Raw genomic sequence first — 19,660 nt, forward strand, 5'->3', positions numbered from 1 at the left:
CGAAAACAATTTGCTTCCGAGCTATGGAGTTTTACATGGATGCTTCTGAATCTTTGACGCCGGCAGTAAGTCCAACCCCCACAAATAAGCGTGGTTGGATTATTTTAGCGATTGATATTGTGCTGCTAGTTTTACTTTTAAAATACTTACCCTTTGATGAAAAAGCGAATGCAGGGCTAGCAATGATGGTTTTCATTGGTGTGCTTTGGCTGACTGAGGCTATACACGTTACGGTGACTGCACTCTGTATCCCTATTTTAGCGGTAGGACTCGGGCTAATGAATACAGGGGATGCACTTAAATCCTTTGCAAATCCCATTATTTTCTTATTTTTTGGCGGATTTGCGTTAGCTACAGCCTTGCATATTCAAGGTTTAGATAGGCTTATCGCGAATCGCTTATTAATGGCTGCACGTGGGCGCCTCTCTGTTGCTGTATTGCTGTTGTTTGGTGTAACGGCGGGCTTGTCAATGTGGATCAGTAACACGGCAACAGCGGCAATGATGTTACCGCTTGTGCTTGGTATTTTGTCCAACCTTGATGTCCGTCATGAGCGTAATACGTTTGTGTTTGTCTTGCTTGGTGTTGCTTACAGTGCAAGTATTGGCGGATTAGGGACGATAGTTGGTAGCCCTCCAAATGCCATTGCGGCTTCTGCTTTAGGCTTAGATTTCCTTTCTTGGATGAAATACGGCATTCCAATTATGGTTGTGTTATTGCCGATGATGTTTGTTTTAATGTACATGATGTTGCGTCCAAACCTTAAACATCGCTTTGAAATTGAATTAGAACATGTTGAATGGAACGGTAAACGTATTACTGCAATGATAATATTTTTGTTAGCGGTAGTCTGTTGGATCACCAGTACTTTTATCAGCGATGCATTCGGTGGCGTGAAAGATTTAGACACCATCATTGCGATGAGTGCCGCAATTCTAATCTGTGTTACGGGCGTCGCAAATTGGTCTCAGATTCAAAAAAATACAGAGTGGGGCGTATTGATGTTATTCGGTGGTGGTTTAACACTGAGTGCAATTTTAAGCTCTTCTGGCGCAAGTAAAATTATGGCAGATTGGATGCAACTAACATTTGGTCAAAGTCATTGGTTTGTCATTATTTTGGCGGTTACGACCTTTATTATCATTCTGACAGAATTTACCAGTAATACGGCAAGTGCTGCGTTATTAGTTCCTATTTTTGCAACAGTGGCTGAAGCGTTGGGTATGCCTGTCATTGTGCTAACCATGATTATTGGTATCGGGGCATCGTGTGCCTTTATGTTACCTGTAGCAACGCCACCTAATGCGATTGTATTTGGTTCGGGTTATATACGCCAAATAGAAATGGTGAGAGTTGGAGCTGTACTGAATGTCGCTTGTATCATTGTGATTTCATTATTTGCTTGGTTCTTCTGGATGTAATTCTAAAATCTACCTTACGGCCTCTTCTTTTGAGGCCGCTTTACATTGTTGTGTTGCATTTCGATATTATTGAGGGGGGCGTGCGACGAGTGCTTGTTGATTCTTCCCTATCTGAAGAACTCCTGTATTTGAAAATGTCATTTCACTGTTGCCACGCAATGAGAAATTCATCGCTTTAATTGTCCCATGAATATCGATTTTGTTTTGAGGGCAAAGAAAATCGTTACTGCATTGATATTGATGACTCTCTAACATCACGGTATGCCCTGTTAATTTCGCTTGTTCACTTAATTCAAAGTGATTTCCTTGAAAATATGGGATATCTGTCTTGAATTTAGTGTTATGTTTTATCACACCTTCACTTGGTGAAAGTGTTCCACTGCCTGACGTACTTATGTAGTTTTGCAAGGCAGCATTGATATTGAGGTTATTTTGCAGTTTTATTTGATCGGCAAATATATTCATTTTAGATAACTGAATAGGATTGCCTTGTTGTTGGCTTATGCTGACTAGCCCAGCCGGCTGGGTTGAAAATTTAAGATTACTGTAATCCTCCTTTTGTTTAGGTTCAAGTTGGTTCTTATTTTCTTTATTTCTCGTGTATTGCTGTTCTAATTTCCCAGCAATTAAAGATAGGCTATTGATATTATTTATAGCGCCTTTTTTCCAAGAAATACCATTTGGGTTTGCTATAACAAGGTTTGCTCGTTGTCCCTTGATACCTAATATCCCTTGAATCTGAGTTTCTTCGGTACCTGTCACTTCTGCGAGTATTAACTTTGCTGCCTTATCACTTAAGTTATCATTGCTCGCTACATCATTATTAAAAACCAAACCATGTTCATTTGAGGATAAGGTCTCAAACGTATTGAATGAAATATGGTTTTTAAGGGGTTCATTGATATTGATGATTTTGGCTCTATCAATACTGAGTTCATTTGCATTAGTAATTAATGGCGAAAATAAGAAAAAGATAGTGATAGTTTGTGTCGTTATTGATTTCATTTATCAGCTCCCTGCTATTAAAAAATTCCTTAATCGCTAAGGAGTATAAGGTGGAATGCATTTTTCAAAGCAATTAAAAAATAGTATGGGATTGATAGAAACATGAAAAAAGGGGGTAACTACATTGAGTCAAGGAGAAAAAAGAGCCACATTTCAGTGGCTCTTATAATTATGTTAATTATCAGCAATTAGTGCGCTGCAGGTGGATGACTGTGTTCAATATCTTCAGACTTCTTAGAGAAGCGGCGACGGATCACCACAAAGAAGACGGGAACAAAGAAGATAGCCAGAGAAGTCGCAGCAAACATACCACCCAGAACACCGGTACCAACTGAGTTCTGAGAAGCTGAACCTGCACCATTACTAAACACTAGCGGGATAACCCCTAGCATAAATGCCAGTGATGTCATCAGGATTGGTCGTAAACGCATCTTAACGGCATTTAGCGTTGCTTCAACTAACCCTTTACCTTCTTTTTCCATTAGGTCTTTAGCGAATTCAACAATCAAGATTGCGTTTTTCGCCGAGAGCCCAATGGTTGTTAATAAGCCAACCTTAAAGTATACGTCATTATCTAAACCGCGAACGCTGGTGAAGAGTAATGCTCCGATAATACCCAATGGAACCACTAACATAACAGAGAATGGCACTGACCAGCTTTCATAAAGAGCAGCCAGACAGAGGAATACCACTATCAAGGAAATCGCATATAAAGCAGGAGCTTGGTTACCCGCTAAGCGTTCTTGATAGGACATACCTGTCCACTCATAACCAATACCTTCTGGCAGGTTTTCAGTCGTGAGTTTTTCCATCAATAGCATCGCATCACCCGTACTTTGTCCTGGTGCTGCTTGGCCTTGAATATTCATTGCTGGTACACCGTTATAACGTTCTAAACGTGGCGAACCAAATTTCCAAGGGTCTTTGGATTCATCTAAGAATGCTGAGAATGGAACCATTTTGCCTTGGTTATTACGAACATACAGGTTGCTAATATCCGATGGCAACATACGACTTTCTGCATCACCTTGCACGTAAACTTTCTTAACACGACCGCGGTCGATAAAGTCGTTTACATAGCTTCCACCAAAGACGGAGCTGAGTGTTGCGTTAATATCGCTGATTGCGACGCCTTGTGCCTGCGCTTTTTGTTGGTCAATGTAGATACGATATTGTGACGTATCATCCTGACCATTTGGACGAACACCTTGGAGCATTTCTGGATGTTGAGCTGCTAAACCAAGTAATTGGTTACGCGCTTGCATCAGTTTATCATGCCCTAAGTTACCCTTATCCACTAACTCGAAGTCAAAACCGTCTGCGGTACCTAACTCAACAATTGCGGGTAGGTTAAAGGCGTAAATTAGTGCCTCTTGTTTCTTGGACATCGCAATATTCGCGCGTTGTACAATCGCATCAACGTGGTTTTCATCACCTTTACGTTCGCTCCAATTTTTCAGAACGACGAAGGCGAGACCCATATTTTGACCTTGACCCGCAAAGCTAAAGCCTCCAACGGTAAAGACAGATTCAACATTGTCTTTTTCGTCAGTGTGGTAGTAATTGTTGACTTCATCTAATACAGCTTGAGTTTGTTCTTGTGTTGATCCTGGTGGTAATTGAACCATTGACAGGAATACACCTTGGTCTTCTGCTGGTAAGAAGGACGACGGTAAACGAACAAACATGAATGCCATGCCTGCCACTAAAATCAGGTAAATCACAAGGTAACGACCTGTGCCGTTAAGCATGCGGCTTACGCTGTCTGTGTAGTGGTGAGCTTGTTTTTCAAACGTTCTGTTAAACCATCCAAAGAACCCTTTTTGGCTACCATGGCTGCCTTTTTCAATTGGCTTCAACATCGTGGCACACAGCGCTGGTGTTAAAATCATTGCCACCAGAACTGAGAGGATCATGGATGAAACAATGGTAATTGAGAACTGACGGTAAATTGCCCCTGTCGAACCACCAAAGAAGGCCATTGGGATAAATACCGCAGACAGCACCATTGCAATACCGACTAACGCACCTTGGATTTGACCCATTGATTTTTTGGTCGCTTCTTTCGGTGATAAGCCTTCTTCTTGCATAACACGTTCAACGTTCTCTACAACAACGATGGCATCATCGACGAGTAGACCAATGGCGAGTACCATCGCGAACATGGTCAAGGTGTTTATCGAGTACCCAAATGCCGATAAGATGGCAAATGTACCCAGCAAGACGACAGGAACGGCAATTGTTGGGATCAATGTGGCACGAATGTTCTGGAGGAACAAATACATAACCACGACAACCAACATGATTGCTTCAACTAATGTTTTAACAACTTCGTTAATCGAGATTTTAACGAATGGTGTTGTATCGTATGGATAAACAATTTCTAACCCTTGCGGGAAGAACGGTTTCATCTCTTCCAGCGCAGCACGTACGTTGTTAGAAGTATCTAACGCGTTCGCACCTGTCGCTAGTTTAATACCGATACCTGCAGCAGGTTTTCCGTTAAAGCGCGCGACGGTACTGTAGTTTTCGGCACCTAATTGAACATCCGCAACATCTTTAATACGAACTTGCGAACCATCTTGGTTAACACGCAGTAAGATATTAGAAAACTCTTCTGCATTGTTTAAACGTGTCTGAGCAATGATTGAAACGTTTAAACGTTGGTTTGCAATTGACGGCGAGCCACCGAGCTGTCCTGCTGCAACTTGGTTATTTTGAACCTTGATTGCATTAATGACATCGGTCGTCGTCATATTGTATTTAACGAGTTGCTCTGGTTTTAACCAAATACGCATGGCATATTGGGTACCAAACAACTGTGTTTCACCCACACCATTTACACGGCTTAATGGGTCTTTAATATTCGAACCTACATAGTCGGCAATGTCATATTGGCCCATCGAACCATCGTTAGACACGAAACCGGCAACCATTAAGAACGAACTTGTTGATTTATCGACACTAATACCTTGCTGTTGAACTTCTTGTGGCAGCAATGGCATCGCCAGTTGCAATTTGTTTTGCACCTGTACTTGCGCGATATCACCATCAGTTCCTGCTTCAAAGGTAAGCGTAATGCTAGCAGAACCTGATGAGTCACTGCTCGATGACATATATACCAAGTTATCGATACCGTTCATATTCTGTTCGATAACCTGCGTTACTGTGTTTTGTACCGTCTCAGCATCCGCTCCTGGATAGTTAGCTGAAATAGAAACAGCTGGCGGTGCGATGGTCGGGTACTGAGAAACAGGTAACTGGATAATTGCCAACAGACCAGCAAGCATGGTGATAATCGCAATTACCCACGCAAAAATTGGTCTTTCTATAAAAAACTTAGGCATTAATCAGCCGCTCCCTTATTTAGACTTTTCTTCAGGTTTAGCCTGATTGTCTATGGATTGCGTTTCTAAGTTTGCTTCCTTAGGATTCACAACAATTCCTGGTTTGATTTTTTGTAAGCCAATGACGACAACGCGGTCACCTGCTTTTAAACCGTCTTTAATCAGCCATTTGTTGCCAACCGCTTGTCCAGCTTTAACCGTTCTGACTTCAATTTTATTCTCTGCGCCAACAACCATGACTTGAGAGGTACCTTGAGCAGTACGCGATAAACCTTGTTGAGGAACCAAAATTGCATTTTCAACAACGCCATCTTCTAAAATTGCACGGACAAACATTCCCGGAAGTAACTCTTTGTTCGGGTTAGGGAAAACGGCTCTCATAGTGATGGAACCGGTGGTTTCATCCACGGTGACATCAGAGAACTCGAGAACACCTTTTTGCGCGTATTCTTGGCCATTGTTATTAATTAAACTAACAGGTGCCTGACCAGACTCTTTTTGCACAGCGCCTTGTGCTATCTCATTTTTAAGACGCAGAAAATCATCGCTCGATTGCGTCACATCAACGTAGATAGGGTCAAGTTGCTGAACTCGCATTAATTCAGTTGCTTGTCCAGTAGAGACCAACGCCCCTTCAGTCACATTCGATTTGCCAGTACGGCCACTGATTGGTGCGGTCACTTTGGTATAGTTCAGGTTGATACGTGCAGTTTCAACAGCTGCTTCGGCTGCTTTGACGGCAGCAAGCGCTTGGGCATAAGTTGAAGTCGCTTGGTCGTATTCTTGCTGACTAATGTAATTCGTCCCTAATAATGGTTTATAACGCTTAACCGTCAGAGCCGCGATATTTGCATTAGCTTGCGCTTTTGCAAGTTCTGCTTTTGCACTGTCGTAGGTTGCTTGGAAAGGAGCAGGATCAATTTGATACAAAGATGTACCCGCTTCTACGTCGCTACCTTCTTTATAGTTACGTTTTAAAATGATGCCGCTCACTTGTGGGCGAACCTCGGCAACACGGAATGCAGATGTACGGCCTGGTAACTCGGTCTTGAGAGTCAGAGGTTCGGCTTTCAGCGTAACAATTCCTACTTCAGGCGCCGGGCGTTCTCCGCCACCTTGTTGTTCATCGTTACAACCTGATAAAGCTAAGCCACCTGAAAGAACCAACAGAGCCAGAGGTAACACCCCTCTGTTTTTTCGCATAAGTTAACCTCAATTAATCAATATGAGTTCAAAACAAAAATAAGAAAAATGGTAAACAATATGATTTATCACTGTGCTATAGTACAAACATACACGAATGTATGTAAATCAGCTTTCGATAGAAACGGGTCACAATGGCACGAAAAACTAAACAACAGGCTGAAGAAACCCGCCAGGAAATATTAGATGCTGCTATCAAAACATTCTCTGAGCGAGGGGTTTCAGCCACATCATTAGCCGATATTGCAAAAGCAGCGGGGGTAACCCGAGGTGCAATATATTGGCATTTTAAAAATAAAGTTGATCTCTTTTATCAGGCTTGTGAGTTTGGCGATAACCAAATAATCCAAGCTGAAGAATATTATCGTTCTAAATATACCAATGATCCACTTTCAATACTAAGAGAATTATTAGTTTTTATTTTGACCGATTTTATCGACAACCCCAAAAACCGTGCGTTGATGGAAATTTTCTTTTTAAAATGCGAATTAGTTGGTGAGATGGCTGAATTAGTCGATTTTAAACGGGCTAATTATGTGGCTAGCCAATGTCGTATTGTCGATAATTTGCAAGATTGTATCGATGCTGGGCAATTACCTGCTGACCTTGATATTGAATGCGCTGCCATCATGATCCGTTCATTAATGTCGGGTTTGTTAGAAAACTGGCTATTACAACCTGAGAACTTTAATATAAATCAACACACGATAACGTTGGTTGAGACACTATTAGAGACACTAAAGTGTAATCCAGCAATACGGCTTAAATCCACCCAGATAAAATAAATTGGAGTCACACAAATGGAATCTATTCTGATTATCGCTAACGGCGCACCTTATGGTAGCGAAACTTTATTTAACTCATTGCGCCTTGCTATCACGCTAAAAGAGCAAAATTCAGATTTAGATTTAAAAATCTTTTTAATGTCAGATGCGGTTTGTGCAGGTTTAGCTGCTCAAAAGCCGAAAGAAGGTTATAACCTTCAGCAAATGTTAGAGATTTTAACGGCTCAAGGGGTGCCTGTTAAATTATGTAAGACATGTACCGATTCCCGTGGTATCAGCGAGTTAGTTTTAGCGGATGGCGTTGAAGTTGGCACATTAGTTGAGTTAGCCAGTTGGACATTAACGTCAGATAAAGTCTTAACATTCTAATTTGTTGGTTTAGAATGTGAGTCTCATCGTATGTGCTGGTAGGGTGTTACTGGCACTTTGCTTTTCTGAATAACATACTGAGCAAAAGAAAGAATATGCGTGGTTATAAGAACATTATTATAATGATAAAACAACAAAGAATAGAGCGGTATTTCATTAGCGCTGTGTTGTTACTCGCAATGATGTTTTTTTCTTACTCTTCTTTTGCTTTAACCCCAAATAACCTGCCCAGCAAAAATGATATTAAAAATTCTCTCGCCGCATTAAGTAAAAAAAGTAGCTTAAGTGAAGAAGAAAAATTGGTGCGTGGGGACTTAGAAAAAACATCTGATTTTTATAATGAATTGGATAAACTTGAGCAACGAACAGAAGAACTGCAAAAAAAACTCAATCGAACAAGTGAAGAATCAAGAATTGCTATTCAAGGTTTGCAACAAGTTAGAAATGAAAGCGAACAACAAGCCTCCCAATTTGCTGAAAAGATAAAAAGTAGCTCACTTTCCCAATTAGAAACTCTACAATCGACCTACTTAGAAAACTTACAGTCTGAACAAAACGACCTAGCAACCTATAACAGCCAACTCATCGGTTTACAAACCCAGCCAGAACGTGCGCAGGCGTTGATGTTAGATAATGCGCGGCGATTACAAGAAATTCGTAATGAATTAAACAGCACACTCAATGACTCAGTGAACTTGCGGCCTTCTCAGGTTGATATGCTGCAAGTCGAGCAGTATCTCTTGCAGCAACAAAATGAATACCAAAAACGTATTTTGCAAACTAACACGCAATTGCAAGATGTTCTGCAAAAGCAACGTGATTATACCGCTGCGTATATTGTGCAGCTTGAGGATCATGTTCAACAGCTACAAGCGGCTATCAGTAATCGCCGTTTAGTTGATTCCCAATCGACTGTGCGTGAAGCTTTAAATACCTCTGAAGCGGATATTGAAGCACAGCAAAACCCGGTTATTCAAAAAGAAATCGCCATTAATAATGCGCTTAGCGACCGATTGATCCAAGTGACAGAGGAAAGCAATAAGCTGGTACAAAATGGTATCCGTGTTAAAGCGTGGTTAGAAAGGGCAACGCAGTCAGAACGTAATTTGAAAGAGCAAATTAACGTTTTACGCGGGAGCTTATTGCTATCTCGTATCTTATTCCAACAGCAAATCGATTTACCGCCAGATATTTTAACCAAAAACTTGCCTGTGACGATTGCGGATTTACGTCTTGAACAGTTTGATATTAATCAGCAGCGTGATGCGTTATATCAACCTAATGACTACATCTCTGGTTTAGAGAGCCAACTGGCCGTCAAAACAGGTGAAGAACAGAGCAGCGGATCATTGCTATCAATAGATGATAAGGCAGCACTGACAAAGCTTTTAGATGTCAGACGTGGTCTATTAGATGAGCTTAACCAGCAACTGGGCGGGCAAATTTCCCAAGCAATTAACTTGCAGCTTGACCAAAACCAATTATTGAGTGTGGTGAGTTCCCTTGAAAACACATTAGCTCAGCAAATATTTTGGGTGAACAGCAATAAACCGATGGATTTGGAGTGGATTAAAACCTTCCCAGAAGCTGCGGCAGCTCAAATTAGCAGTTTTGATTTCAGTTTATCGTCTCGGAGTATTCAACGCGGGATAACAAACTCACTGTTAGTAGTGATCCCTCTAGTCTTGATTGCGGTGATTTTTATTTGGTTTCACCGCAAAATTAACCAGCGTTTACAAGAGATTGACCAACGGTTATCTAGCCTACGTAATGACAGCGTTTTGAGTACGCCAATTGCGCTCTTACTAACATTTATGCAAACCCTGCCTATCTCTTTATTATTATTGGCAGTAGGTTATTGGTTCTTAAAAACAGGGAATGTCCAAGGGCCGTTCTTTTGGCAGTTTTGCCAACAACTCGCCATTTTTTGGGCGTTGTTTGAGCTGACATTCCGCATCTTGAAGCCACAAGGCATTGCACAGAAGCATTTTGGAATAGACCAAGGCACTATCTTACGTACTCGTCGCCGTATGTCACGGTTATCTATCCCGCTGATCCCATTAATCTTCTTTTCAACTTATGGCGTGATCAACCCACTCAAAGTGTCAGAAGATGTAATTGGCCAATTGATTGTTTTAGTTTCGCTACTGCTGTTGTGTATTTTTACCGTGCCATTTTGCAAACAAGTCTGGCAAGAGAAAGGCAGCCATTTAACGCGGACGATAGTCATCACATTATTGACGTTTTCCCCACTTATTTTAGTGGGGCTGATGATGGCGGGTTACTATTACACCACGCTACGTTTGGCAAACCGTTGGCTTGATAGCTTGTATTTATTGTTGCTCTGGTACATCACTTATAACGCCTGTTTAAGGGGCTTGACGCTGGTGGCACGCAAGCTGGCTTATCAACGTGCAGTTGAGCGCCGTGAAGCATTACGGTTAGAAAGACAGGAGCCGCAAGAAGATACGGAAAATGAGCCAATCAAAGAACCGCCAATGACTATTGAACTGATTAGCCAGCAATCTTTGCGTTTAACAACCATGGTGTTGTTTATCATTTTTGCGTTGGCGTTTTACGGTATTTGGTCTGATTTTATTACCATTTTTTCGTTTTTTGATAGCGTAGAATTGTGGCGCTATACCGATGTTTCCCCTGAAGGGACGAATATTCTTCAGTCCGTGACACTCGCCAATCTCATTTTAGCGGTAGTGATTATAATTGTTGCGTGGGTGATGACCCGCAACTTACCTGGGCTATTAGAAGTCCTTGTTTTATCACGCTTAAAATTGAGACAAGGGTCAACTTATGCCATCACCACTATACTGACTTATATCATCGTGGGGATCGGTGCGATTGCATCTCTGGGCATGATTGGCGTGACATGGAACAAATTACAATGGCTAGCAGCGGCTTTAACCGTTGGATTAGGGTTTGGTTTACAAGAAATTTTTGCGAACTTTGTTTCGGGGATCATCCTCTTATTCGAAAGGCCGATCCGTATTGGTGATACGGTAACCATTGGGACATATTCGGGGACGGTGAGTAAAATCCGTATTCGTGCGACAACGATTGTTGATTTCGATCGCAAAGAAGTGATCATCCCAAATAAAGCTTTTGTGACGGAGCGGCTGATCAACTGGTCGTTATCGGATACCGTTACAAGGATCACCATTTCACTGGGCGTAGCGTACGGATCGGATCTGGACAAAGTGAAGCGTGTATTGCTTTCGGCGGCCACCAGTAATGCCAAAGTAATGACAGAGCCCGCACCGAGCGTCTATTTCACCACCTTTGGTGCGAGTACATTAGACCATGAACTACGTTTTTATGTACGCCAGATTGGTGATCGCAGCGCGACCAGTGATGAAGTAAATCGTGCGATTGATAAACTGTGCAGGGAAAATGACATTGATATCGCCTTTAACCAGCTAGAAGTTCATTTGCACAATAATAAAGGAGAGGAAGTGCAGGAAGTGCAACGTTCCTCGAAAGAAAATGGCGAAGATAGCGGGAAATAATTAAAGCTCTTCAAAGCAGGCGGTTTCTGCCGTTTGCTTTTGTTGTTTTGAAATATAATCATTTTTAACAATATCAAGGGCTTTAAGAACAATATCGGTTTCAATCTCTGACGTTTCTAACAAGTAAATCAAATCAACGGCAAGCTGTATTTCGCGGGGGGCGTCTTTGAGTGAGTCCATTCGTATTCCTTATATTGCGGTGTGTTGTATTATTCAAAATACTGATTTTCTTGGTGCTCTATGGCCTTTTCAATACGTAAAAGGGCTTGGCGGCAACGGTACAAACGGCCTGCTAATGTTGCGAGCTCTTTTTGGCATTGGTGCTGTAAACGGTGGTCTGTTAGCCCTGATAGTTGTAGCTCTTTTTCACTGACCATCGCTTGTAAGCGGCGCTCATAATCCTGATGTTGTGATAAACGTTCATATAAATCAACCTGTTCCTTTTTCTTGGTAAAGGATGATTCTTTTTCGCGCAACGGTTGCGTTGAAATTTCGCGGGAAATAGCCTGCATTTGATGCACAATTTTTTCGGTGAGAAAATTCACTTGTTCGGTATGGTTCAGTGTGACACTGTTACACAACTGCTGATAAAGGTTATTTAACTCTTTTTGGCAGTCCCCTAAGCGTGTCGATTTATGGCTAAACAGTTGCATATCAAAACGTGAGTGGGAAAACTCGTTATCTTTAATGGGAGCGACACGGGTTTCTAACTCGTCAATTTGCTTTTTTAACGCATCCAACAGAGCTTGTATTTTCATTTTTTGTTCCCATTAAATGTGAAAAATCGCGTAAAATTGATATTCAGCAACAAAACTCACTGCAAATAGACGGCTGCTTATTGCATTTTTATGGTACTTTACATAGATTCTACACTTTCGTGTTTACTACATGGCTTTTATTATGACCGCTAAAGAGCAACAACTGCAATTGATTAAAGAAAGTATCGCATCCATTCAAGATTATCCAATCGAAGGTGTGATCTTCCGTGACATTACGACTTTGTTAAATAACCCTGCTGCATACCAAGCAACGATTGATATGTTAGTTGAGCATTATCAAAATAAAGGCGTCACTAAGATTGTAGGAACTGAAGCGCGTGGTTTTCTATTCGGCGCGCCAGTCGCATTACGTTTAGGCGTGGGTTTCGTTCCTGTTCGTAAAAAAGGAAAATTACCGCGCGAAGTATTAAGTATGACTTATGATCTTGAATACGGCACTGATACCCTTGAGATCCACAAAGACAGCATTCGTCCAGAAGATAACGTTCTGGTGGTTGACGATCTGCTGGCAACAGGTGGAACGGTTGAAGCGACCGTTAAAATGATCAAACAACTTGGCGCAAATGTCGTTGAGGCTGCATTTATCATTAGCCTACCTGACTTAGGTGGCGTTGAACGCTTACAAAAAGAAGGCGTTTCTTCATACAGCTTGGTTGAATTCCCTGGTCATTAATCTTTATTTTCCCTCTATTTTTATCACAGTCTCGCCGCAGAGGTTGAGGCTGTGGTAGCATGTACTATGATTACCTTTATTCACACACCATTATTAAATTACTGTGGGATCCATGAGCTATCAGGTACTTGCCCGTAAGTGGCGACCTCAAAAATTTTCAGACGTTGTTGGCCAACAACATGTCTTGACTGCACTTGCTAATGGGCTGGAGCACCAGCGGCTTCATCACGCCTATCTTTTCTCGGGGACTCGCGGTGTTGGGAAAACCACGATCGCACGTCTTTTTGCTAAAGGGCTTAATTGCGAAACAGGGATCACGGCAACGCCTTGTGGTCAATGTGCAAACTGTCTTGAAATTGAGCAAGGTCGTTTTGTTGACCTCATTGAAATTGATGCCGCTTCGCGAACGAAGGTCGAAGATACGCGTGAATTACTAGACAACGTGCAATATGCGCCTGCAAGAGGGCGCTTTAAAGTGTATCTCATCGATGAAGTCCACATGCTTTCACGGCACAGCTTCAATGCGCTGTTAAAAACCCTCGAAGAACCGCCTGAGCACGTCAAGTTTTTATTGGCAACGACGGATCCACAAAAACTGCCAGTGACGATTTTATCGCGTTGTTTACAGTTCCATCTTAAAGCGTTGGACGTCACGCAAATCAGTGAACAACTGGAGGTTATTCTCAATGCGGAAAATATTAAGCATGACCAACGTGCACGCCAATTAATTGCTCGTGCTGCGGATGGTAGTTTGCGTGATGCATTAAGTTTAACTGACCAAGCCATTGCTATGGGGCAAGGTAAAGTCACCGCAGACATAGTCAGCCAAATGTTAGGAACGTTGGATGATGAGCAGCCTTTAGCCATTATCGAAGCCCTTGTTAGAGCCGATAGCATTGCGGTTATGACCCAAGTGGAGCACGCGGCAAGTCGTGGTGCTGATTGGGAAAACTTATTAGTGGAAATTTTATCGCAACTGCACCGCATTGCGATGATCCAACTACTACCTGCGGAACAAGAAACTGATCCATCTTCAACAGAGGGGCGTTTACGGCAAGTGGCTAGGGTGGTTTCCCCTGCGGATTTGCAACTTTTTTACCAAACTCTGTTGGTAGGCAGAAAAGAGCTGCCTTATGCACCAGAGCGGCGTATGGGGGTTGAAATGACGCTATTGCGAGCGTTAGCTTTTCACCCAAAGAGCGTGATTGAAGAGATTGAACCGCCCCCAAGAATCGTGCAGCAAGCGGCAGTTGTGAACCAGCCAGTGACTCAGCAACGTGTTGCACCTTCGATGCCACGTTCAGAAAATTTGCCTGAAAATAGCCCGACAGCGCAATTGCTTAAAGCAAGGCAGGCGCTACAAAGTGAGGACCCGAGCCCAAAAAAGGCTAAACCGGTGATGTCTGAAAGGGCAAAGCCGGCGGTATCAGCACTGGAAAGGCTGGCCGCCGTGACCAGCAAACATCAACAAAATGTTGAAAATAGAGCATCTGGGTCTGCAAAACCAGAAAAACCAAAGCAGTATCAGTGGAAGCCTCAAAACGAAGCCGTTATGAACCCGAAAGAGGCGGTCACCACGCCAACGGAGATTAAAGAGGCACTCGAATATGAGAAAACCCCTGAATTAGCAGTAAAAATTATCGAAGAAGGGCGTGAGAGAGACCGCTGGTCAGGTCAAATTGCAAAATTAAATATTCCCAAGCTAGTTGAACAATTAGCTTTGAATTCATATATAGAAGAATTAAATGAGTCGCAAATTGCTTTGCATTTGCGTCCTGCTCAGAAACATCTAGATAAACCCTCTGCCCACAAAGCATTGGAAGAGGCTCTGAGCGAATTGTACGGTCGTCCTGTTGAACTGAAAATCGTTCACGATGATAATAGTGAGGTGAAAACCCCGCTGGAATGGCGACAGGCGATTTATGAAGAGAAACTGGCACAAGCTCGCCAGTCTATTATTGCGGATAAGACGATTCAAAAACTGCGCTCAATGTTTGATGCGCAGTTGGACGAAGAGAGTATTCGCCCCGTTTAACGCTACAGTCTTATATTTAGCTGTAGCCTCAGTTGTGAGAGAAAACTATGTTCGGTAAAGGTGGATTGGGTAACCTGATGAAACAGGCCCAGCAAATGCAAGACAAAATGCAAAAGGTTCAGGAAGAAATCGCTCAACTAGAAGCTACAGGCGAATCTGGCGCGGGGCTGGTTAAAGTCACTATCAATGGCTCACACAATTGTCGTCGCGTAGAAATTGACCCTAGTCTGCTCGAAGATGACAAAGAAATGCTAGAAGATTTAATTGCTGCGGCATTTAATGATGCAGCACGTCGCATTGAAGAGACTCAAAAAGAAAAAATGGCGAGCGTTTCCAGTGGGATGCAATTACCACCAGGCTTTAAGATGCCATTCTAATGCAAACTAGTCCGCTTCTTGAGTCATTAATGGAAGCTCTGCGCTGCCTCCCTGGTGTTGGGCCAAAGTCAGCGCAGCGAATGGCTTTCCAGCTACTACAGCGTGACCGTAGTGGTGGGATGCGCTTAGCGCAGTCGTTAACACGAGCGATGTCTGAAATTGGTCATTGCCGTGATTGCAGAACATTTACTGAACAAGATGTCTGCAATATTTGCGATAATCCCCGCCGCCAACAAAATGGCTTGATCTGTGTGGTGGAAAGCCCTGCGGATATCTACGCTATTGAGCAAACGGGGCAATTTTCAGGACGTTATTTTGTTCTGATGGGGCATCTATCACCGCTAGATGGCATTGGCCCGATGGATATCGGCTTGGATCGGCTCGAAGAGCGCTTAGCCGCCGAATCAATCGTCGAGGTGATTTTAGCCACGAACCCAACGGTGGAAGGCGAAGCAACGGCAAATTATATTGGGCAAATGTGCGCGCAATATGGGGTGACGGCGAGCCGTATCGCCCACGGGGTTCCTGTGGGGGGGGAGTTGGAGCTTGTCGATAGTACGACTTTGTCCCATTCGCTCTCCGGCCGCCTTAAACTTTGATATCCTCGTCATATTTCAATCTGTAGGGGTGTTGGCTGCACTCGGCGACTCGGGTCACATACTCATGTATGCTCCCCGAGATCTCCTCATTTGCCGCCTACCTACAGTTTGAACTATTTAGAGGATATAACTGGAGAGGGTAAGCTGTAGGGGGGGGCTTTCGGCGACTGGGGTCACACACTCATATATGCTCCCCGAGATCTCCTCATTTGCCGCCTACCTACAGTTTGAACTATTTAGAGGATATAACTGGAGAGGGTAAGCTGTAGGGGTCTGCACTTGGCGACTGGGGTCACACACTCATATATGCTCCTAGGGATTAACGCATTTGACGCCTACCTACAGTTTGAACTATTTAGAGGATATAACTGGAGAGGGTAAGCTGTAGGAGTCTGCACTCGGCGACTCGGGTCACATACTCATATATGCTCCTAGGGATTAACGCATTTGACGCCTAGCTACAGCACAAGTTATTTAGAGGGTATGCTGGGTGGTGCTAAAAGATCTCCTTCTTGGTTTCCTTCAAAATAATTTATGTTGTTATTATTTCCTTTCTAATCATTGGTTTTAGTTTTTTATTCGATAAAATTTTTTGTCTTTATCGCTTGAATTTCTGTTTTTCGCCCCCAACTAATTTGCATCGGTAAGTCAAACCTATCCAATTAGATTGATGAAATAGAGGCGATTAATGAGTATGAAAGGACAGGAAACGCGTGGTTTCCAATCAGAAGTTAAACAACTCCTCCAATTAATGATCCACTCTCTTTATTCTAATAAAGAAATTTTCCTGCGTGAGCTTATCTCTAACGCATCTGATGCGGCAGATAAACTGCGTTTTCGTGCGCTATCTAAGCCAGAGCTGTATGAAAATGAGGGTGAATTACGTGTACGCATCAGTACCGATAAAGATAAAGGCACGCTAACTATCAGCGATAACGGTATCGGGATGAGCCGTGACGAGGTGATTGATAACCTTGGGACAATCGCAAAATCGGGCACAAAAGCCTTCCTAGAAACTCTCGGTAGCGACCAAGCCAAAGACAGCCAAATGATTGGCCAGTTTGGTGTGGGTTTCTACTCGGCGTTTATTGTGGCAGATAAAGTCACGGTACGCAGCCGTGCTGCGGGTGCGCCAACTGATGAAGGCGTTTTCTGGGAATCCGCGGGTGAGGGTGAATACACTATCGCGGATATCGACAAAGCGGAGCGCGGGACTGAAATCACCTTACATCTACGCGATGACGAAAAAGAATTCCTCGATAACTGGCGTCTACGTTCCGTTATCAGCAAATATTCAGACCATATTGCCTTGCCTGTTGAAATCGAAGATAAAAACGAAGAAGACGGCACGGTCACTTGGGAAAAAATCAACCAAGCAAAAGCCCTATGGACACGTAGCAAATCTGAAATATCAGACGAGGAATATGTTGAATTCTATAAACATATTTCCCACGACTATGCTGATCCACTAACGTGGACACACAACCGCGTTGAAGGTAAACAAGAGTATACCAGTTTGCTGTATGTGCCTTCTCAAGCGCCGTTTGACTTGTGGAATCGTGATCAACAACATGGCTTAAAACTGTACGTTCAGCGTGTATTCATTATGGATGATGCAGAGCAGTTTATGCCTAATTATCTGCGTTTTGTCCGCGGTGTCTTGGATTCCAATGATTTGCCACTGAACGTATCGCGTGAAATTTTACAAGATAGCGCGCTGACTCGCAGTTTACGCAGTGCATTAACGAAACGCGTTCTGCAAATGCTCGAAAAACTGGCAAAATCAGATACAGAAAAATACCAAACCTTCTGGCAGCAATTTGGTCTCGTGATGAAAGAAGGCCCTGCTGAAGATATGGCGAACAGCGAAATAATCGCAAAACTTCTGCGTTTTGCTACTACACATACTGATAGCAGCGAACAAAACGTGTCGTTGGAAGAGTATGTTAGCCGTATGGTGGAAGGTCAGGACAAAATTTATTACATCACCGCAGACAGCTACGCAGCAGCGAAAGGTAGCCCACACCTGGAATTATTCCGCAAAAAAGGTATCGAAGTTCTGCTGTTATCCGACCGTATTGACGAATGGATGATGAACTACTTGTCTGAGTTTGACGGTAAACAGTTCCAATCAGTCAGTAAAGCAGATGAATCATTGGATAAACTTGCCGATGAAAACAAGGCAGAACAAGAAGAAGCAGACAAGCAGCTTGAGCCGTTTGTTGAGCGCGTGAAAACCTTCTTAGGTGAGCGTGTTAAAGAGGTGAAATTAACGCACCGCTTAACCGACACCCCAGCGATTGTTACCACCAACGCGGATGAAATGAGTACGCAAATGGCAAAATTATTTGCGGCGGCGGGGCAAGCAGCACCAGAGGTGAAATATAACTTTGAGCTAAACCCTGCGCACCCACTGGTGAAAAAAGCGTCTGAAGTCTCAGATGAGTCTGTTTTTGCTGACTGGGTAGATGTCCTGCTGGATCAAGCCTTATTGGCAGAACGCGGTACGTTAGAAGATCCAAATCTATTTATACGAAAAATCAATGAATTACTTCTAAAGTAATGTGACATTGTATTTTCGTTTCTGAACATAAACCGCGCTTTTGCTTGTGCTTTAGCGTGGTTTTTTTCTTTTGCGAAAAAAGATAAATGCGAAAACGTTTACGTGTGTTCTTGAGTAAAGCGCCATGCTAATGGTATGGTAGCGTGTTTTCTTTTCAAATTATAAAAAACTAAATAGCAAGGGGTTTACGCAATGCGTATCATTCTGCTGGGCGCTCCGGGCGCTGGTAAGGGCACTCAAGCTCAATTTATTATGGAGAAGTTTGGGATCCCACAAATTTCAACAGGTGACATGTTACGTGCAGCTGTTAAATCAGGGAGCGAGTTAGGTTTACAAGCTAAAGAGCTGATGGACAACGGCAAATTAGTGACTGATGAACTTGTTATCGCACTGGTTAATGAGCGCATCAAACAAGATGACTGCCGTAACGGCTTCTTGTTGGATGGGTTCCCTCGCACAATTCCACAAGCGGATGCGATGAAAGAAGCGGGCATTACCGTTGATAACGTACTTGAGTTCGACGTGCCAGACGAGATCATTGTTGAGCGTATTATTGGTCGCCGTGTTCATGCACCATCAGGCCGTGTTTACCACGTCAACTTCAATCCACCAAAAGTGGAAGGTAAAGATGATGTGACAGGTGAAGAGCTGACTATCCGTAAAGATGACCAAGAAGATACGGTTCGTAAGCGTCTGGTTGAATACCATGCACTCACTGCGCCATTGATTGCTTATTACCAAAACGAAGCGAAAGCGGGTAACACCAAATATTTTAAATTAGATGGTACTCGTAAAGTCGCAGAAGTTAGCGCAGAGTTAGCAAAAATTTTAGGTTAATATTTATACGTATCATGCGCTAAATTACAGTATTGATAACTGCAATTCGAATTATTTAGAGTATGAATGTATTATATGAAGGCAGCGAATATCGCTGCCTTTCTTTTTTATACCACTTGGTGACAAAAATCGTTATTTAACTGTGA

General features: G+C 42.9%; 15 protein-coding genes. 10 read left to right on the forward strand and 5 right to left on the reverse strand.

The features are described from left to right. Positions 1–35: 35 nt before the first annotated feature. Positions 36–1,421 carry an SLC13 family permease gene (locus tag KDJ85_RS10395; RefSeq protein ID WP_225819613.1) on the forward strand — a complete coding sequence of 462 codons (1,386 nt, stop codon included), beginning with the start codon at positions 36–38 and terminating at the stop codon, positions 1,419–1,421. Positions 1,422–1,487: 66 nt separating this feature from the next. Here KDJ85_RS10395 and KDJ85_RS10400 read toward each other — a convergent pair whose 3' ends face one another. The 3 genes from KDJ85_RS10400 to KDJ85_RS10410 all read right to left on the reverse strand — a co-directional run bounded on the left by KDJ85_RS10400 (position 1,488) and on the right by KDJ85_RS10410 (position 6,976). Then, positions 1,488–2,426 (reverse strand): two-partner secretion domain-containing protein, encoded by a 939-nt coding sequence (locus KDJ85_RS10400; protein ID WP_225819614.1) that lies wholly within the window; start codon positions 2,424–2,426, stop codon positions 1,488–1,490. A 188-nt stretch (positions 2,427–2,614) separates the two neighbouring features. Continuing rightward, on the reverse strand, positions 2,615–5,773 hold the full coding sequence (locus tag KDJ85_RS10405; RefSeq protein WP_225819615.1) for an efflux RND transporter permease subunit: 3,159 nt from the start codon (positions 5,771–5,773) through the stop codon (positions 2,615–2,617). 15 nt (positions 5,774–5,788) lie between these two features. Further along, complete coding sequence (locus KDJ85_RS10410) at positions 5,789–6,976, reverse strand: efflux RND transporter periplasmic adaptor subunit (RefSeq protein ID WP_219246126.1); 1,188 nt, start codon at positions 6,974–6,976, stop codon at positions 5,789–5,791. 134 nt (positions 6,977–7,110) lie between these two features. On the opposite strand from KDJ85_RS10410, the gene acrR reads away from it, so the two are divergent. The 3 genes from acrR to mscK all read left to right on the forward strand — a co-directional run bounded on the left by acrR (position 7,111) and on the right by mscK (position 11,651). Further along, the gene (gene acrR / locus KDJ85_RS10415) at positions 7,111–7,761 is read left to right on the forward strand and encodes a multidrug efflux transporter transcriptional repressor AcrR (protein WP_225819616.1); all 651 of its coding nucleotides are present in this window, start codon (positions 7,111–7,113) and stop codon (positions 7,759–7,761) included. A gap of 15 nt (positions 7,762–7,776) precedes the next feature. Then, a complete protein-coding gene (locus KDJ85_RS10420) occupies positions 7,777–8,130 on the forward strand; it encodes a DsrE/DsrF/TusD sulfur relay family protein (RefSeq protein WP_225819617.1) in 354 nt (117 codons plus the stop codon). A gap of 122 nt (positions 8,131–8,252) precedes the next feature. Further along, positions 8,253–11,651 carry a mechanosensitive channel MscK gene (gene mscK / locus KDJ85_RS10425; protein WP_225819618.1) on the forward strand — a complete coding sequence of 1,133 codons (3,399 nt, stop codon included), beginning with the start codon at positions 8,253–8,255 and terminating at the stop codon, positions 11,649–11,651. Here the strand turns inward: mscK and KDJ85_RS10430 are convergent, their stop codons facing one another. Together KDJ85_RS10430 and priC are read right to left on the reverse strand one after the other, a co-directional pair. After that, positions 11,652–11,831 (reverse strand): DUF2496 domain-containing protein, encoded by a 180-nt coding sequence (locus KDJ85_RS10430; protein WP_225819619.1) that lies wholly within the window; start codon positions 11,829–11,831, stop codon positions 11,652–11,654. A gap of 29 nt (positions 11,832–11,860) precedes the next feature. Then, the gene (gene priC / locus KDJ85_RS10435; RefSeq protein ID WP_225819620.1) at positions 11,861–12,409 is read right to left on the reverse strand and encodes a primosomal replication protein PriC; all 549 of its coding nucleotides are present in this window, start codon (positions 12,407–12,409) and stop codon (positions 11,861–11,863) included. A gap of 142 nt (positions 12,410–12,551) precedes the next feature. Here priC and apt point away from each other — a divergent pair, with 142 nt between their 5' ends. The 6 genes from apt (at position 12,552) to adk (ending at position 19,514) form a co-directional block, all read left to right on the forward strand. Further along, a complete protein-coding gene (gene apt / locus KDJ85_RS10440) occupies positions 12,552–13,103 on the forward strand; it encodes an adenine phosphoribosyltransferase (protein ID WP_206082932.1) in 552 nt (183 codons plus the stop codon). 112 nt (positions 13,104–13,215) lie between these two features. Continuing rightward, positions 13,216–15,138 (forward strand): DNA polymerase III subunit gamma/tau, encoded by a 1,923-nt coding sequence (gene dnaX / locus KDJ85_RS10445; RefSeq protein WP_225819621.1) that lies wholly within the window; start codon positions 13,216–13,218, stop codon positions 15,136–15,138. 47 nt (positions 15,139–15,185) lie between these two features. After that, complete coding sequence (locus KDJ85_RS10450) at positions 15,186–15,515, forward strand: YbaB/EbfC family nucleoid-associated protein (RefSeq protein WP_004260403.1); 330 nt, start codon at positions 15,186–15,188, stop codon at positions 15,513–15,515. Next, positions 15,515–16,114 carry a recombination mediator RecR gene (recR, locus tag KDJ85_RS10455; protein WP_206082930.1) on the forward strand — a complete coding sequence of 200 codons (600 nt, stop codon included), beginning with the start codon at positions 15,515–15,517 and terminating at the stop codon, positions 16,112–16,114. Before KDJ85_RS10450 ends, recR begins: the two co-directional genes overlap by 1 nt. 688 nt (positions 16,115–16,802) lie before the next feature. Next, a complete protein-coding gene (gene htpG, locus KDJ85_RS10460) occupies positions 16,803–18,677 on the forward strand; it encodes a molecular chaperone HtpG (RefSeq protein ID WP_225819622.1) in 1,875 nt (624 codons plus the stop codon). Positions 18,678–18,869: 192 nt separating this feature from the next. Next, positions 18,870–19,514 (forward strand): adenylate kinase, encoded by a 645-nt coding sequence (gene adk, locus KDJ85_RS10465; protein WP_206082928.1) that lies wholly within the window; start codon positions 18,870–18,872, stop codon positions 19,512–19,514. The last annotated feature ends 146 nt before the right edge of the window (positions 19,515–19,660 follow it).

It is taken from the genome of Providencia vermicola (genome assembly GCF_020381325.1).
Taxonomy (GTDB): domain Bacteria; phylum Pseudomonadota; class Gammaproteobacteria; order Enterobacterales; family Enterobacteriaceae; genus Providencia; species Providencia vermicola.

Coding starts and splice junctions, on each gene's coding strand:
- KDJ85_RS10395 (WP_225819613.1), top strand. CDS start 36: ATGGATGCTTCTGAATCTTTGACGCCGGCAGTAAGTCCAACCCCCACA.
- KDJ85_RS10400 (WP_225819614.1), bottom strand. CDS start 2,426: ATGAAATCAATAACGACACAAACTATCACTATCTTTTTCTTATTTTCG.
- KDJ85_RS10405 (WP_225819615.1), bottom strand. CDS start 5,773: ATGCCTAAGTTTTTTATAGAAAGACCAATTTTTGCGTGGGTAATTGCG.
- KDJ85_RS10410 (WP_219246126.1), bottom strand. CDS start 6,976: ATGCGAAAAAACAGAGGGGTGTTACCTCTGGCTCTGTTGGTTCTTTCA.
- acrR (WP_225819616.1), top strand. CDS start 7,111: ATGGCACGAAAAACTAAACAACAGGCTGAAGAAACCCGCCAGGAAATA.
- KDJ85_RS10420 (WP_225819617.1), top strand. CDS start 7,777: ATGGAATCTATTCTGATTATCGCTAACGGCGCACCTTATGGTAGCGAA.
- mscK (WP_225819618.1), top strand. CDS start 8,253: ATGATAAAACAACAAAGAATAGAGCGGTATTTCATTAGCGCTGTGTTG.
- KDJ85_RS10430 (WP_225819619.1), bottom strand. CDS start 11,831: ATGGACTCACTCAAAGACGCCCCCCGCGAAATACAGCTTGCCGTTGAT.
- priC (WP_225819620.1), bottom strand. CDS start 12,409: ATGAAAATACAAGCTCTGTTGGATGCGTTAAAAAAGCAAATTGACGAG.
- apt (WP_206082932.1), top strand. CDS start 12,552: ATGACCGCTAAAGAGCAACAACTGCAATTGATTAAAGAAAGTATCGCA.
- dnaX (WP_225819621.1), top strand. CDS start 13,216: ATGAGCTATCAGGTACTTGCCCGTAAGTGGCGACCTCAAAAATTTTCA.
- KDJ85_RS10450 (WP_004260403.1), top strand. CDS start 15,186: ATGTTCGGTAAAGGTGGATTGGGTAACCTGATGAAACAGGCCCAGCAA.
- recR (WP_206082930.1), top strand. CDS start 15,515: ATGCAAACTAGTCCGCTTCTTGAGTCATTAATGGAAGCTCTGCGCTGC.
- htpG (WP_225819622.1), top strand. CDS start 16,803: ATGAGTATGAAAGGACAGGAAACGCGTGGTTTCCAATCAGAAGTTAAA.
- adk (WP_206082928.1), top strand. CDS start 18,870: ATGCGTATCATTCTGCTGGGCGCTCCGGGCGCTGGTAAGGGCACTCAA.